This is a genomic window from Luteibacter sp. W1I16, from assembly GCF_050434905.1.
In the GTDB taxonomy this organism is placed as follows: Bacteria; Pseudomonadota; Gammaproteobacteria; order Xanthomonadales; family Rhodanobacteraceae; genus Luteibacter.
Genome location: NZ_JBNDJJ010000001.1, coordinates 206,822 through 221,963, shown reverse-complemented (window position 1 = coordinate 221,963; position 15,142 = coordinate 206,822). Strand labels below are relative to the sequence as shown.

Sequence of the window (15,142 nt, the reverse complement as noted above, 5' to 3'; positions counted from 1 at the left end):
CTCAAGCGTCCTGGATGGCCTTCAGGTACGCACAGAACATATCGGCCATGGCATCGGCGTACGCCCCGATGTCCGCGTGCGTGCGTGGCGTTTCCGAAAACTGCTTGCCCACCGCGCCGAACGTCGTCGTGATCAGGTCGCCGGCGAGTACGCGGACCGCCTCCGGAGCATCCGGCAGTGCCTCCCGCATGAAGGCCTGGATCGTGCGTTCGCCCGATGCCTTCACTTCCCGCGCTTCGGGCGCATCGCGATAGAGCGGGGCGGCATCGTTGAGGGCCACGCGCATCGCGGCCTCTTCGCATTCCGAGTGGATGAAGGCATGGACGAGGGTGCGCAGGCGTGTGAGCGGCGGATGGCGCGTGTCCTCGAGGATCTCGCGTAGCAGGTTCGTCGTCTGCCGCCATTCGTCGCTTTGCAAGCGAAAGAGGATGGCCGCCTTGTTCGGAAAATACTGGTAGAGCGAACCGATGCTGACGCCCGCTTTCTCGGCCACCCGCGCCGTGGTGAAACGGTGTGCGCCTTCCTTGGCCAAAACCTGAGCCGCGGCTTCCAGGATGGTCGCGACGAGCCCGGACGAACGAGCCTGTTTGGGCTGTTTTCGCGAGGAAATAGGCGGATTTCTACGATCGGTCATGGGCGGCGCCGTAATGCGATTACAAAACGCGAGTAAACCATCGCATTCTAATCCGGCGCAACACGAGCGCATTTCAGACCGGAGAAACCGCATGTCCACCCTTACCGCCACGCCGCTTGCCACGCTGATCGACCGCCTGTTCCACGAGGCGGACCAGACGTCCCCGGCAGCCGCGCCCGCCATCGCCGAACTGTCGCGCGACGACCACGAACGCCTCATGCGCAGCACCACCGAATACCTGGACTTCTATGGGCGCCTGAAGGACATGCCGCTGGCCGTCTCCCGCGAGACGGGCAAGCTGCTCTACATGCTGGCGCGTGGTTGCGGCGCACGGACGATCGTCGAGTTCGGCACCTCGTTCGGCATCTCGACCCTGCACCTTGCCGCGGCCTTGCGCGATAACGGCGGTGGCCGCCTCATCACCACGGAGTTCGAGCCGTCCAAGGTGGCACGGGCCCGGGATAACCTCATTGCCGGGGGGCTCGCCGACCTGGTCGAGATCCGCGAGGGCGATGCGCTGAAGACGTTGGCCACTAATCTTCCCGAAAGCATCGACCTGCTCCTGCTCGACGGTGCCAAGGCCCTCTATCCCGCGGTCCTCGACCTGGTGGAAAGCCGCCTGCGACCGGGCGCTTTCATCGTCGCCGACAACGCCGATTACAGTCCCGACTACGTCGCACGCGTGCGTTCCCCGGCGCGTGGCTACCTGTCGATGCCGTTCGATGGGGATGTCGAGTTGTCCGTGCGGATTGGGAGTTGATGTCATCGTCGTGATGCCTTATCCCCTGCTAAGGCATCATTGAAGCGCACAAAATGCACGGAGGGGACGGAGCATGACGAAGGTACGTGTCGCTGGATTCACCCTGTCGCTGGACGGTTTCGCGGCCGGACCCGAACAAAGCCTGGATCATCCCCTCGGCCTCGGAGGCGAGGCGCTGCACCGATGGCTGGTCGGCACCAGAACCTTCCATGCGATGACGGGCGAGGAAGGCGGCACGTCGGGGGTCGACGAGACGTATGCCGCGCGATCCATGCGAGGCATGGGCGCCTGGATCCTCGGCCGCAACATGTTCGGTCCCGTTCGCGGCGCATGGCCCGACGGAAGCTGGAAGGGATGGTGGGGCGATACACCGCCCTATCATTGTCCCGTCTTCGTCCTGACACGGCATGCGCGGGCACCGGTCGAAATGGAAGGTGGCACGGTTTTCCATTTCGTCACCGGTGGCATCGACGAAGCGCTGGCATCGGCCAGGAAGGCCGCCGGCGAAGCCGACATCCGCATCGGCGGAGGCGCCTCGACCATCCGTCAATACCTGCAAGCCGGCGCGATCGACGAATTGCACCTGGCCATCTCGCCGGTGCTGCTCGGACGTGGCGAGGCATTGTTCGCGGGCATCGATCTTCCCGCCCTGGGCTATGCGTTGGTCGAACATGCCCAGGGCGAGAACGCCATGCACGTCGTGCTGGCTCGTCAAGCGCCTTCGAAGTAGGCCGGCTGGTCGATATCGGCGAGCAGGCCTGGCTGCGTCGGCTGCCAGCCGAGCTGCCCGCGCGTCCGTTCGCTCGATGTCGGCGCGTCGATGCCGGTGAACATGGCGAACCAGCCGAAGTGGGCCTTCGCTTCCTCGACGGTCTTGCTCGCGGCGGGAACACCCAGGCGGCGGCCGATCACCGCCGCGATGTCCCGGAACAGCACGCCTTCTTCGGCGATGGCATGGAAGCGGCCGCCGATCGCATTGGCGCCCAGGGCGAGCCGGTACAGGCGCGCGGCGTCGAGGCGATGCACGGCCGGCCAGCGATTGGTCCCTTCGCCGATGTATGCGGCGACACCTTTCTCGCGAGCGAACTGGATAAGACGTGGCACGAAGCCGTGGTCGCCTTCGCCGTGCACGGAAGGAGGAAGGCGAACCACCGACGCGCGCACGCCGCGCGCCGCGAGTTCGAATGCGGTCGTTTCCGAGGCGCGGGGATAGGTGCTGGAGGTCGGCACCGGACCGTCTTCTTCCGTCGCCAGGCGGCCATGGGCGAGATGCGCGACGCCCGAGGTCACCAGCAAGGGACGTTCCGAGCCGTCGAGGGCTTCGCCCAGGGCGAGGATGGCGGCGCGATCCATCGCGCAATTTTCCCCGAAGCGTGAGAAGTCGTGGTTGAACCCCGCGTGGATCACGGCATCCGCCATGGATGCTCCACGGCGCAGGCTGTCGAGATCCTCAAGGGAGCCGCGATGCACCTCCGCGCCTGACTGGAGTAGTGACGCGGCGTTCGCGTCGGAGCGAGCAAGACCAAGCACGGCATGTCCGGCGTCCAGTAATTCCTTCACGACGGCGGAGCCGACGAAGCCTGTCGCACCTGTCACGAATACGCGCATGGATATCTCCCATCGAACGAATGATGGGCGTACTCTCCATGGATGATCTATCGGGGTGAAGTAGTGACGTTATACGGGTATGAGGACTAACACGATGAGCGTTCCGCTCACGAGGGACAACGCGCTCGGGGAATTCCTGCGTGACCGCCGCGCAAGGCTCGACGCCGCGGCGCTCGGATTCCCGCTGGCACGCCGGCGCACGCCCGGCCTGCGCCGTGAGGAAGTCGCCCAACGCGCCAACGTCAGCGCCACCTGGTACACGTGGCTGGAGCAAGGGCGGGGCGGCGCTCCATCGGCCGATGTGCTCGAGCGCATCGCGCGCGCGCTCATGCTCACCGATGTCGAGCGTGAGCATCTCTTCCTGCTCGGCCTGGGCCGGCCGCCCGAAGTCCGTTACCAGGCGGTGGAAGGCGTGACGCCGCGTTTACAACGCGTGCTCGATGCCTTCGAACTCTGTCCGGCCATCGTGCGTACCGCCACGTGGGACGTGGTCGCCTGGAATCGCGCCGCCGCGGCGGTGCTGACCGACTATGGCGACCTCGAGGCCGCCGATCGAAATATCCTGCGGCTGATCTTTTCCAACTCGCGCGTCAGGGAACGTCAGCTGGATTGGGAAAGTGTCGCCCGCTTCGTGGTCTCGTCGTTTCGCGCCGATGTCGCGCGCGCCGGGGCGTCCAGGGACATCGAGACCTTCGTCGCCGACTTGCGCCGCGAAAGCGCCGAATTCGACGCGATGTGGCGTAACCACGACGTGAGCCACCACGGAGGCGGCACCAAGATCTTTCGCCACGTGGATGGCGGGCTGCTGACGATGGAATATTCGGCGTTCACGGTCGACGGACGTCCCGATCTCAGCATGATCGTCTACAACCCGGCCACGCCGGAGGACGCGGTACGCATAAAGACGATCCTCGCCGCATCGCCGGCCTGACCGAGGCTTGCCAATCCCCTGCGCGGCACCATGTGGTGGGTCTGCCCTTCGAAAAACCTTCAGGAGAAACCGTCATGGCGCAACCCGCGCTATTCAAGCCGATTCACGTACGCCGCCTCGAGTTGCCCAACCGGATCGTCATCGCGCCCATGTGCCAGTACTCGGCGGAGAACGGCCAGATGAACGACTGGCACCAGATCCACCTCGGCCAACTCGCCATGTCGGGAGCCGCCCTGCTGACGATCGAGGCCACGGGCGTGCTTCCGGAAGGCCGCATCACCTGGGGCGACGTCGGTTTGTATGACGATGCGACCGAAGAAGCGATGCGGCGCACGCTCGAAAGCGTTCGCCGCTGGTCGCACATTCCGATCGGCATCCAGTTGGGTCACGCCGGACGCAAGGCGTCCACGGAGGTCCCCTGGGCGGGTGGACACCAGTTGCCACCGGACGATCCGCACGGCTGGCAGACGGTTGCGCCATCCGCGGTGCCGTTCAACGACGGGGATGTGGCCCCCGTGGCCCTCGATCGCGAAGGCATGATCCGTATCCGTGACGCTTTCGCGGCGGCGGCGGTCCGGGCCGCGCGGCTGGGCCTGGACTTCGTCCAGTTGCACGGCGCGCACGGGTATCTGTTGCATCAGTTCCTTTCGCCCCTGTCGAACCAACGCACCGATGAATACGGCGGTTCGCTGGAGAACCGCATGCGCTTCCCGCTCGAGGTGTTCGACGCCGTACGCGATGCCTTCCCCGTGGATCGCGCCGTCACCATGCGTGTGTCGGCCACGGATTGGGTGGACGGGGGCTGGGACCTGGAGCAGACGATCGCCTTCGCACGGGCTCTGGAAGCGCGCGGTTGCGACGCCATCCACGTGTCCACGGGCGGCCTCCATCCGGCCCAGCGCATTCCCGCCGGTCCGAGTTACCAGGTGCCGTTCGCGCGCGCCGTGAAGCAGGCGGTGAAGATGCCGGTGGTGGCGGTCGGCCTCATCACCAGTGCCGAACAAGCCGAGGCGATCGTCGCCACCGGCGACGCGGACTTGGTGGCGCTGGCCCGCACCATCCTCTACGACCCGCGCTGGCCGTGGCACGCGGCGGCCGAACTGGGTGCCACCGTGCTTCCGCCGAAGCAGTACCTGCGTTCGCAACCCGCACGCCACCGTCATCTGTTCGGTGTCGACGGCCCCGTCGGTCCGATGGCGTCGTGGGAACGGGACGAGAACGGCGCCTACTGGTGAGGTGCCGGGGCTGCGACAAGATGATGCAAGTCGCTCTGTCGCAGCCATCGCTACACTGGGTGCTCCTCCCGGCAAGGAGCGCGACCATGGCAGCACCCGTTCCGCCTTTCACGCACGAAACCGCCGTCCAGAAGGTCCGCCTTGCCGAAGACGGCTGGAACAGCCGCAACCCGGAGAAGGTGGCCCTGGCATACACGCCGGATAGCCGCTGGCGTAACCGCGCCGAGTTCGTGAACGGACGGGCCGACATCGTCGCGTTCCTCACCCGCAAGTGGGCGAAGGAGCAGGAGTACCGGCTGATCAAGGAATTATGGGCCTTCACCGGCGACCGCATCGCCGTGCGTTTCGCCTATGAATGGCATGACGACAGTGGCAACTGGTTCCGCTCGTACGGCAACGAGAACTGGGAATTCGACGAGGCCGGCGAGATGCACCATCGCTATGCCTGCATCAACGATTTGCCGATCAAGGAAAGCGAACGCAAGTTCCATTGGCCACTCGGCCGCCGTCCCGATGATCATCCGGGGCTTTCCGACCTCGGCCTCTGATATCTTCCCCGGCCGTGCGTGGACATGAGGCCGAGGACGATTCATGAGCAAAGAACCCAAGCGTTGCGCCTGGGCGGGAGCCGACCCGCTGTACCAGGCGTACCACGACACGGAGTGGGGCGTGCCATTGCACGACTCGCGCATGCTGTGGGAGCAATTGATGCTCGAGGGTTTCCAGGCAGGCCTTTCGTGGATCACCATCCTGCGCAAGCGCGAGACCTTCCGGAAAGCATTCAAGGGCTTCGATCCGGCGAAGGTCGCGCGCTTCGGCGAGAAGGATATCCTGCGGCTCCTCGGTGATCCCGGCATCATCCGTTCGCGCGCGAAGATCGAGGCCACCATCAACGGTGCGCGCGTGTATGAGGACATGCGGGCCCGGGGTGAGGACTTCGACAGCTATTGCTGGTCGTTCACCGGGGGGAAGGTGCTGCGCGGCGACGGACGCACCATACAGGCGCAGACGCCGCTGTCGGTGACCATCTCGAAGGACCTGAAGAAGCGTGGGTTCAAGTTCGTCGGGCCGACGATCACGTATGCCTGGATGCAGGCGGTGGGGATCGTGGACGATCATGCGTTGGGGTGCTTCAGGCGCTGAGGGGGGCGGTGGCGTAGAATCCCCGGTTTCGCAGAGCGGGCTGTTTCCTTGCTTCCGAACGATGCCATGCCTTCCGTCACCCACGCCGCGTTCGACGAGAACGACCGGGCGTGGATGGCGCGTGCGCTCGAGCTGGCCGTGCATGCGCGCGACGCCGAGGGCGAGGTGCCGGTGGGCGCCGTGTTGGTCCTGGATGGCATGGCGGTGGGCGAGGGCTGGAATCGCAACATCACGTTGAACGATCCGACCGCGCATGCCGAGATCCAGGCACTGCGGGCGGCGGGCCAGACGCTGTCGAACTACCGGTTTCCGGGGGCCACGCTCTACGTCACGCTGGAGCCGTGCGCGATGTGCGCCATGGCCATGGTGCATGCGCGCGTCGCGCGCGTGGTGTTCGGCGCGACCGACCCGAAGACGGGGGCCGCGGGCAGTGTTTTCGATACCCTGCTGTCGCCACGGCACAACCACCGCGTCGAGGTGACGGGTGGGCTTGAAGCGGAGGCGGCGGGCGACCTCCTGCGCCGCTTCTTCCGCGAACGCCGCTAGGCGTACGGTGCCAGTGCGTCGGCGCAGGATCGCTCCACCTTCAACGTGATCAGGCTGTCGGCCCGCGTCACGCCGAGGTTCACCGAGGCGATCGGCAGCCCGCGGCGCGATGCTTCCAGTACGAACCGGTAACCCGAATACACCATCAGCGACGAGCCGACCACCAGCATCGCATCCGCCCGGCCCAGGTGCGCCCAAGCGGTATCGACGCGGCCGCGGAGCACGTTCTCGCCGAAGAAGACCACGTCTGGCTTGAGGATGCCTCCGCAGACGGTGCAGGGAGGAATCGAGAACCCTGAGAAATCGACGCCCTCCAGGTCGGCATCGCCATCCGGCGCGATGGTGGCCTGCACGGCCATCCATGCGGGGTTGGCATCTTGCAGGCGCGACTGCATCGTCTCGCGCGAGGTGATATCGCCGCATTGCATGCAGCGCACGCGGTCGAGCCGGCCGTGCAGGTCCACCACGTTGAGGCTGCCCGCCCGTTCGTGCAGGCCGTCGACATTCTGCGTGAGCAGGAGTTCGATACGGCCCGCTCGCTCCATCGCCGCCAGCGCGAGATGCGCCACGTTCGGCGATACGGCGGAGAAGTGGCGCCACCCGATCATGCCGCGAGCCCAGTAGCGTGCGCGCGCCGGCGGGCCACTCATGAACGCCTGCAAGGTCATCGGCGGGCTTCGCTTCCACGCACCGCGGTCGTCGCGATAATCGGGAATGCCAGAGTCGGTGCTGATCCCCGCGCCGGTGAGTACGAACAGGCGTGGGTGCGCGTCGATGAAGCCGCGCAACGGGTCGGCGGAGGCGTCGAGGGAGGGCAGGGTGTTCACGGCCGGGAACTATAGCCGATCGGCCCGGCCTGCTCGCGAAGGGCCTCCAGGACTTTGCCGGCGTCATCGGCGAAACGCCCGATCGCCAGGTCCAGGAGACGGCTGCGCCCCTGGGCGAGGTCTCGTTCCAGGGCCAGGCCCACGCATGACAGCCCCGTGGCCTCGGCCATGCCGAGGGCGCCGGAGACCCTGTGCAGCCATGCTTGCAGGTGGTCTTTCCCCGGCTCGGCCAGCAGCGCGGGCAACCCTGCCAGGTCGCTGCTCAGCGACCGGTCGAGCGCGGCGATCACCTCGCGAAGCGCCTGCTCTCCACCGAGCGTGGAACGCAGTGCGTGGACATCGATGCGCGGCGGCGGGCGTGGACGTTCCAGCGCGAGTTCGACGATCACGCGGCTACCGATGTCCGCGTCCCTTTCGCGGTGCATCACGCCGCCGAACGAGGCGACGATGGTCGCCACCTCGTCTTGGCATGCCAGGCCGCCCGCGGCGACAGTGAAGTGCACGATCTGCATTCCGCTGTCATCGCCGACCACATCCACATGCAAGGCGACACGTGGAGTCAGGGCGTCGAGCGCGTCGTCGAGCAGCAGGGACAGGGCGTGCCCGAGGGCGGCATAGGGACCATGCAGGTCGCCCGCGAGCACAGGATCTATCTCAAGTTCGAGCACGACGCCCCGTGTGCGCGCTTGCGCCTCGTAGTGGCTGCCGAGCGCGCCCAGCAATTGCGGAAGGCTGGTGCTCGCTGCGATTCGCGAGCGTGAAAAGGCGCTGATGCGATCGTGCCACCAGGCCGCGAGACGCCGATGGAGTGGCATTGAAGGGCGCGATGTGCTCAACTCAACGGTCCACCGGCGGTGCTCCAGACCGGCATGTCGGTGGCTGGACAAGCAAGAAAGGAAGGATCACTCATGGTCTATCGCGTCATTCTGGCGGACGATCATCCCGTCGTGTTGAAGGGCCTCACGCTGGCCCTGGCCAAAGATGGCCTCGCCACCATCGTCGGCGAAGCGCAGTCGCCGGACGAATTGCTCGGGCTGCTCGCCACGACCCCTTGCGATGCGCTGATCACCGATTTCAGCATGCCCGCGCCGGGGCGGGACGGCCTCGTTCTGTTGCGGGAAATCCGGCGCCGGTTTCCGGCGATTCCCGTGATGGTGATCACGACGTTGGCCAATCCGGCGTTGTACCGCGAGATCATCGGCACCGGTGTGCTCGGCCTCATCGGCAAGTCCGGCGATACCCGGGAGATACCCGAGGCACTGGTGGAAATCCTGTCGAACCATGTCTACCTCGGTAGTTCGGTGCGCGATCTGGTCGCCACGCCGCAAGGCGAGCCGCTGGGCAAGTCCGGCACCCTGGCCGACCTCTCGCCGCGTGAGTTGAAGATCCTGCAGCTGTTCGCCGCCGGCAACAGTGTCACCGATATCGCCAGGGCGACAGGGCGCGGATTGTCGACGGTCAGCCAGCAGAAATCGAACGCGATGCGAAAGTTGCGACTCGACACGGATGCCGAGATCTTCGAGTACATCGAGCGATTGCGCCTGTAACGCGCGCTCGACAGGCGTCACGATAACGATCGCCGGACGCGACGGACATGGAAGAATTCTTAAAACACGTCGTATGCTTGGGGGCCGGATCCCAGGAGAGCGATGGTGAGTGCCAAGATCAGCCCACTTGCGGGTAAGCCCGCGACGGAAAGCCAGCCAGTCGACGTGGCGGCCCTGCTAGCCGCCTACCACGACCTCAAGCCCGACCCGTCCGTGCCCGAGCAGCGGGTCGCCTTCGGCACCTCTGGCCATCGCGGTTCGTCGTTCGACCGTTCGTTCAACGAATGGCACGTACTGGCGGTGGTCCAGGCGATCTGTGAATACCGCGCGAAGGACGGCGTCGACGGTCCCCTGTTCGTCGGCATCGATACCCACGCCTTGTCCGGTCCCGCGTTCGAAAGCACGCTCGAGGTGCTGGCGGGGAATGGCGTGGAGACACAGGTCTCGGCCGGTGGCGAGTTCACCCCCACGCCGGCGGTGTCGCACGCCATCCTCGTGTACAACCGCGGCCGCGAGAAAGGACGGGCCGACGGCATCGTCATCACGCCGTCGCACAATCCCCCCGAAAGCGGCGGCATCAAGTACAACCCGCCGCATGGCGGCCCCGCCGACACCGACGCCACCTCGTGGATCGCGGCACGCGCCAACGCACTGATCGAGGGTGGCCTGCGCGAGGTGAAGCGCATGCCGTTCGCCCAGGCGCGCAAGGCCGGCAGCACGCATGAATTCGACTTCCTCCAGCGTTACGTCGGCGACCTTGACGACGTGCTCGATCTTGAAATCATCCGGGCGAAGGGCGTACGCATGGGCGTCGATCCGCTCGGGGGTGCCGGCGTGCATTACTGGAGCGCGATCGGCGAGCGCTACGGCCTCGACCTCACCGTGGTGAGCGAAGTGGTCGATCCCACGTTTTCGTTCATGTCGCTCGACTGGGACGGCCGCGTGCGCATGGACCCATCCTCGTCCTATGCGATGCAGCGGCTCATCGGCCTGAAGGACAAGTTCGACGTGGCCTTCGCGTGCGACACGGACCACGACCGGCATGGCGTCGTGGCGCCGAGTTCGGGTCTGATGCAGGCCAACCATTACCTCGCCGCCGCGGCGTGGTACCTGTTCCAGAATCGCCCCGGCTGGCGTGCCGACGCGGCCGTCGGCAAGACCGCGGTGAGCACCGCGCTGCTCGACCGTATCGCCGGGCACCTGGGCCGGCCGTTGCGCGAAGTGCCGGTGGGTTTCAAGTATTTCGTCGCGGGCCTGTATGACGGCAGCCTCGGCTTCGGCTGCGAGGAAAGCGCCGGCGCATCGTTCCTGGCCAAGGACGCCTCGGCATGGTCGACCGACAAGGATGGTATCGTGGCCGCCTTGCTCGCCGGCGAGATGACGGCCCGCCTTGGCAAGGACCCGGGCGAGCTGTATTCGGACATCACCAAACAGCTGGGCGACCCCGCCAATGCGCGCATCGACGCGCCGGCCAACCATGCACAGAAGGCGAAGCTGTCGAAGCTCGCGCCGGAGCAGGTCACTTCCAGGACTCTCGCCGGAGATCCGATCGTCGAGGTGACCAACAAGGCGGGAGGGCAGGCCATCGGTGGCATCAAGGTGATCTCGGCGAACGGGTGGTTCGCCGCGCGCCCGTCGGGCACCGAGGATATCTACAAGGTCTATGGCGAGAGCTTCCGCGGCAAGGAGCACCTGCGGACCGTCCTCGCCGAGGCCCAGGCGATGGTCGATAACGCGCTCTCCGGCTGATACCGAGGTTCCCGATGTCCAACGAAAATGCGCCGATCAGGGTGCTGGTCGGTTCGCGTAACCCGGTCAAGATCGGCGCCGTGCGCAACGCGCTGGCACCTCTGTTCCCGGGGCGCCTCGTCGAATGCGAGGGCATGCATGCGCCGTCGGGCGTGCACGACCAGCCCATGTCTGCGGCCGAAACCCGCGAGGGCGCGATCAACCGCATGAACTTCTGCCGGCAGAACGGCGAAGCGGATTTCTATGTCGCGCTGGAAGGCGGCGTGGATGTCACCGAGGACGGCCCGGGTACGTTCGGCTATGTCGCCATCGCCAACGGCGTGGACGTATCGGTAGGGTGCAGCGCATGGTTGCCCCTGCCACCGGCCGTTTACGAAGCCTTGCTCGACGGCGAGGAACTCGGCGACGTGATGGATCGCCTGTTCAACACGGTGAACATCAAGCAGCAGGGCGGCGCCATCGGCCTGGTCACCAACGGCCACGCGACACGCGAGAGCGCGTACACGCAGGCGATGGTGCTGGCGATGGCGCCGTTCCTTCATCCGGAACTCTACGGGCTCCGGCCGGCTATCTAGCTCCCGCGGTTCAGCGCATGCCGCCCGAGGCGATGATCAATTCGCCAGTGAGCCAGCGCGCATCGTCCGAGGCCAGGAAGGCGACGATCGGGGCGATGTCGTCCACCTGGCCGACACGTCCCAACGGCGTCTGGCTGACGGCGAAGGCTTCCAGGTCGGAACCTTCGAAGCCTGCCGTCTTCACGCCCTCGGTGATCACCATGCCTGGGTTGACTGCGTTCACGCGGATACCGCGCGGGCCGAGCTCGCGGGAGAGCACCCCGGTGATCGCGTCCACCGCGCCCTTGGTGCCGGTGTAGACGGCACTCTCGGGCGGCGTGATGCGGGTGACGGTGGAACCGATGTTGATGATGCTCGCGCCCGCGCCCAGGTGCTTCACGGCGGCCTGCGTGACCAGGAGCGTGCCGAGCACGTTGATGTCGAAGGTGCGGCGGTACAGTTCCTCGGTCGTCACTTCGATCGAGGCGAACTCGTACACGCCCGAGTTGTTCACCACGACGTCCAGACGGCCAAAGTGTTCGATGGCCTTGGCGACGAGGTTTTCCGCTTCCGCTTGCTTGGACACGTCGCCACCCACGGCCACGGCTTTGCCACCGGCGGCCTCGATCTCGGCCACGACCTTGTCCGCGCCGGCCTTGCTGGACGCGTAGTTCACGACGACCGATGCGCCTTCGGCCGCCAGCGCCTTGGCGATGCCCGCGCCGATGCCCTTGGATGCGCCGGTGACCAGCGCGACCTTGTCTTTGAGCTTGCTCATCTTGATGTTCCTGGACTAAGTGAGAGTCCGCCACAGGGGCGGTCGGCCCCGGTGCGGGGCCCTGCACCGATCCATGGGGACGAGGACGCGCGAGCTGTCATACCTCGTCGCGCATAACACTTATGCCGTGGAGGCAACGGTGATCGCCGTAGATGTACTTGAAAGGCGCCCACGGCACCTTATTCATGTTCCGGTCGAGGTGACGGCAGCACGCCGCCCCACCCATTGCCATCGGAATCCCCGCCATGAACAGTGCCACCCCGCTCGAACCCGTCGATTCTTTCGATTACGTTATTTTTGGCGCCACCGGCGACCTCACGATGCGCAAGTTGTTGCCCGCGCTGTACCGGCGTTTCGCCGAAGGGCAGGTGCCTTCGGATTCGCGCATCGTCGGCACGGCTCGCTCGGCACTGGACGATGAGAGCTATCGTGAACGCGCACGCCGGGCCCTGCACGATCACGTGCGCGCGGATGAGCTGATCGATGCGACAGTGAACCGGTTTCTTCGGATGGTTCACTATGTGAGCCTCAACGGCGCCGAATCCACAGGTAACTGGGACGGCCTGAAATCCTTGCTGGAATCGAACGTGGCGCCCGATCGCGTGCGCGTCTTCTACCTGGCGACGGCACCGGATCTGTACGGGGACATCGCACGCCATGTCGCCGAGAAGGGTTTGCGCAGCGAGTCGTCGCGCATCGTGCTGGAGAAGCCGATCGGTACCGACCTGGAGACGGCGCGCAAGGTGAACGAAGGCGTGGGGCGCTATTTCCCCGAAAGCAGCATCTTCCGCATCGACCACTACCTGGGCAAGGAAGCCGTGCAGAACATCATCGCGCTGCGCTTCGCCAATCCCATGCTGGAACGCATGTGGGATCGCGACTCCATCGAGTACGTGCAGATCACCGCGGCCGAAACCGTCGGCCTGGAAGGACGTGGCGGTTATTACGATGGTTCCGGTGCGCTGCGCGACATGATCCAGAACCACCTGTTGCAGGTGCTCACCGTGGTCGCCATGGAGCGTCCCGCATCGCTCGACGCCGATGCGCTGCGTGACGAGAAGGTGCGTGTACTGAAGACGCTGAAGCCGCTCGATCGCGACAACCTGCGGGCCAATGTCGCCCGCGGCCAATACGTGCAAGGCACCGCGGATGGCAAGCCGGTGCCGGCGTATCGTGAAGAGTTGCCGGGCGAGACCCCGAGCAACACCGAGACGTTCGTCGCGTTGAAGGCGGAGATCGATAACGCGCGCTGGCGCGGCGTGCCGTTCTACCTGCGCTCCGGCAAGCGCATGCCGGAGAAGCTCACCGAGGTCGTCGTGCAGTTCCGTGCGGGCGAATCCGGCCTGTTCGGCGAAGCTCGCCCGGGCAGCCGGCTCGTCATCCGCGTGCAGCCGAACGAAAGCGTCACCTTGCCGCTGTTCGTGAAGCATCCCGGCAACAGTTTCGGCCTCGACGAGGTGGATGCCCTGTCCCGGCTCGGCGAGCCGGGCCGCATTCGCTACCGCGACTCGTACGAAGGGCTGATGCTGGATGCCGTGAAGGGCAGTCCCGCGCTGTTCGTCCGCAAGGATGAAACCGAGGCGGCCTGGCAGTGGGTCACGCCGATCCTGGAAGGCTGGCGTGAGGATACGAACGGCCCCGATACCTACGAAGCCGGCACCTGGGGCCCGGATTCCGCCCGCGAACTGCTGCGCCAGGCGGGTCACCAGTGGGTGGAGGATATCGCCGCCTGAGAGGCGGGCGGCCGCCTGTCCCATTGCATCCAAGACGGGCGGCCGCATTATGGGGAGAGTGCCGGGAGAGGGCCCCGAGCCCCGTTCCCTAGGCAACCTTCCTTCCCCTTGGAGGCCCCATGTCCGAGTATCGCAAGACCCCCGAAGCGCTGGCCAAGCTGACACCCGAGCAATTCCGGGTCACCCAGCAGAGCGGCACCGAGCGGCCGTTCCACAACGAATTCCATGACAGTCACGCGCCGGGCATCTACGTCGACATCGTGTCGGGTGAGCCCCTGTTCTCCTCGCTCGATAAATTCGACAGTGGCTGTGGCTGGCCGAGCTTCACCCAGCCGCTCGAGAACGAGCACGTCGTCGAGAAGCAGGACGCGAGCCACGGCATGGTCCGTACCGAAGTCCGCTCGACACACGCCGACAGCCACCTCGGCCATGTCTTCCCCGACGGTCCGCGCGACCGTGGCGGCCTGCGCTATTGCATCAACTCCGCATCGCTTCGCTTCATTCCGCTGGCCGACCTGGAGAAGGAAGGCTACGGGCAATACGCGAGCCTGTTCGCCGGCGACGCGAAGGGAGGTGCCGCATGACGTCGCGCGCCATTCTCGCGGGCGGTTGTTTCTGGGGCATGCAGGACCTGATCCGCAAGCAGCCGGGCGTGATCGCCACCCGGGTCGGTTACACCGGTGGTGACGTGCCCAACGCCACCTATCGCAACCACGGCAGCCACGCCGAGGCGATCGAGATCGAGTTCGATCCGGAAAAGCTCAGCTACCGCAAGGTGCTGGAGTTCTTCTTCCAGATTCACGACCCGACCACCTTGAACCGGCAGGGTAACGATCTCGGTGAGAGCTATCGCTCGGCGATCTTCTACCTCGACGAGGAACAGAAGGCCGTCGCCGAGGACACCATCGCCGACGTGAACGCTTCCGGCCTCTGGCCGGGCAAGGTCGTCACCGAACTCGCGCCGGCAGGCCCCTTCTGGGAGGCCGAACCGGAGCATCAGGATTACCTGGAAAAGTATCCCAACGGGTACACCTGCCACTTCATCCGGCCCGATTGGGTGCTGCCCCGCCGCGCCAGTTGACCCGGCGGCACCCCCG

17 protein-coding genes and 1 pseudogene are annotated in these 15,142 nt (G+C 65.9%); 13 read left to right on the top strand and 5 right to left on the bottom strand.

Annotated elements, in window-relative coordinates:
* Position 1: 1 nt before the first annotated feature.
* The gene (locus tag QFZ41_RS00930) at positions 2-634 is read right to left on the bottom strand and encodes a TetR family transcriptional regulator (protein WP_429197029.1); all 633 of its coding nucleotides are present in this window, start codon (positions 632-634) and stop codon (positions 2-4) included.
* 91 nt (positions 635-725) lie between these two features.
* Here QFZ41_RS00930 and QFZ41_RS00925 point away from each other — a divergent pair, with 91 nt between their 5' ends.
* Entirely contained in the window at positions 726-1,394 is a 669-nt protein-coding gene (locus tag QFZ41_RS00925; protein WP_429197028.1) for an O-methyltransferase, read from the top strand.
* Positions 1,395-1,467: 73 nt separating this feature from the next.
* A complete protein-coding gene (locus QFZ41_RS00920) occupies positions 1,468-2,124 on the top strand; it encodes a dihydrofolate reductase family protein (protein WP_429197027.1) in 657 nt (218 codons plus the stop codon).
* Here the strand turns inward: QFZ41_RS00920 and QFZ41_RS00915 are convergent.
* Positions 2,106-3,002: an SDR family oxidoreductase gene (locus QFZ41_RS00915; protein ID WP_429197026.1), complete on the bottom strand. Its 897-nt coding sequence runs from the start codon at positions 3,000-3,002 to the stop codon at positions 2,106-2,108. The genes QFZ41_RS00920 and QFZ41_RS00915 overlap by 19 nt on opposite strands.
* 94 nt (positions 3,003-3,096) lie before the next feature.
* Between QFZ41_RS00915 and QFZ41_RS00910 the strand changes: the two genes are divergently transcribed.
* The 5 genes and pseudogenes from QFZ41_RS00910 to tadA all read left to right on the top strand — a co-directional run bounded on the left by QFZ41_RS00910 (position 3,097) and on the right by tadA (position 6,857).
* Positions 3,097-3,933 carry a helix-turn-helix transcriptional regulator gene (locus tag QFZ41_RS00910; protein ID WP_429197025.1) on the top strand — a complete coding sequence of 279 codons (837 nt, stop codon included), beginning with the start codon at positions 3,097-3,099 and terminating at the stop codon, positions 3,931-3,933.
* 74 nt (positions 3,934-4,007) lie between these two features.
* Positions 4,008-5,102, top strand: a pseudogene (locus QFZ41_RS00905) (NADH:flavin oxidoreductase/NADH oxidase); the annotation flags it as partial.
* Positions 5,103-5,254: 152 nt separating this feature from the next.
* Positions 5,255-5,716: a DUF1348 family protein gene (locus QFZ41_RS00900; RefSeq protein WP_429197024.1), complete on the top strand. Its 462-nt coding sequence runs from the start codon at positions 5,255-5,257 to the stop codon at positions 5,714-5,716.
* 43 nt (positions 5,717-5,759) lie between these two features.
* Entirely contained in the window at positions 5,760-6,311 is a 552-nt protein-coding gene (locus QFZ41_RS00895; RefSeq protein ID WP_429197023.1) for a DNA-3-methyladenine glycosylase I, read from the top strand.
* Between the two features lie 66 nt (positions 6,312-6,377).
* Positions 6,378-6,857, top strand: coding sequence for a tRNA adenosine(34) deaminase TadA (tadA, locus tag QFZ41_RS00890; protein WP_429197022.1), 480 nt, complete (start codon positions 6,378-6,380; stop codon positions 6,855-6,857).
* On the opposite strand, the gene QFZ41_RS00885 is transcribed toward tadA, so the two are convergent.
* Positions 6,854-7,684: an NAD-dependent protein deacetylase gene (locus QFZ41_RS00885; RefSeq protein WP_429197020.1), complete on the bottom strand. Its 831-nt coding sequence runs from the start codon at positions 7,682-7,684 to the stop codon at positions 6,854-6,856. The two genes, tadA and QFZ41_RS00885, sit on opposite strands and share 4 nt — an antisense overlap.
* On the bottom strand, positions 7,681-8,499 hold the full coding sequence (locus QFZ41_RS00880) for a hypothetical protein (protein WP_429197019.1): 819 nt from the start codon (positions 8,497-8,499) through the stop codon (positions 7,681-7,683). The genes QFZ41_RS00885 and QFZ41_RS00880 overlap by 4 nt, the downstream gene beginning before the upstream one ends.
* A 93-nt stretch (positions 8,500-8,592) precedes the next feature.
* Between QFZ41_RS00880 and QFZ41_RS00875 the strand changes: the two genes are divergently transcribed.
* From QFZ41_RS00875 to yjjX, 3 genes are all read left to right on the top strand, one after another.
* On the top strand, positions 8,593-9,231 hold the full coding sequence (locus QFZ41_RS00875) for a response regulator (RefSeq protein ID WP_429197017.1): 639 nt from the start codon (positions 8,593-8,595) through the stop codon (positions 9,229-9,231).
* A 102-nt stretch (positions 9,232-9,333) separates the two neighbouring features.
* A complete protein-coding gene (pgm, locus tag QFZ41_RS00870) occupies positions 9,334-10,980 on the top strand; it encodes a phosphoglucomutase (alpha-D-glucose-1,6-bisphosphate-dependent) (RefSeq protein ID WP_429197015.1) in 1,647 nt (548 codons plus the stop codon).
* 14 nt (positions 10,981-10,994) lie between these two features.
* Entirely contained in the window at positions 10,995-11,555 is a 561-nt protein-coding gene (yjjX, locus tag QFZ41_RS00865; protein WP_429197013.1) for an inosine/xanthosine triphosphatase, read from the top strand.
* A 10-nt stretch (positions 11,556-11,565) separates the two neighbouring features.
* On the opposite strand, the gene QFZ41_RS00860 is transcribed toward yjjX, so the two are convergent.
* Positions 11,566-12,312: a glucose 1-dehydrogenase gene (locus QFZ41_RS00860; protein WP_371021856.1), complete on the bottom strand. Its 747-nt coding sequence runs from the start codon at positions 12,310-12,312 to the stop codon at positions 11,566-11,568.
* Between the two features lie 245 nt (positions 12,313-12,557).
* On the opposite strand from QFZ41_RS00860, the gene zwf reads away from it, so the two are divergent.
* From zwf to msrA, 3 genes are all read left to right on the top strand, one after another.
* On the top strand, positions 12,558-14,045 hold the full coding sequence (gene zwf, locus QFZ41_RS00855; RefSeq protein ID WP_429197011.1) for a glucose-6-phosphate dehydrogenase: 1,488 nt from the start codon (positions 12,558-12,560) through the stop codon (positions 14,043-14,045).
* Positions 14,046-14,164: 119 nt separating this feature from the next.
* Positions 14,165-14,629 (top strand): peptide-methionine (R)-S-oxide reductase MsrB, encoded by a 465-nt coding sequence (msrB, locus tag QFZ41_RS00850; protein WP_429197009.1) that lies wholly within the window; start codon positions 14,165-14,167, stop codon positions 14,627-14,629.
* Positions 14,626-15,126, top strand: coding sequence for a peptide-methionine (S)-S-oxide reductase MsrA (gene msrA, locus QFZ41_RS00845; protein ID WP_429197007.1), 501 nt, complete (start codon positions 14,626-14,628; stop codon positions 15,124-15,126). The genes msrB and msrA overlap by 4 nt, the downstream gene beginning before the upstream one ends.
* The last annotated feature ends 16 nt before the right edge of the window (positions 15,127-15,142 follow it).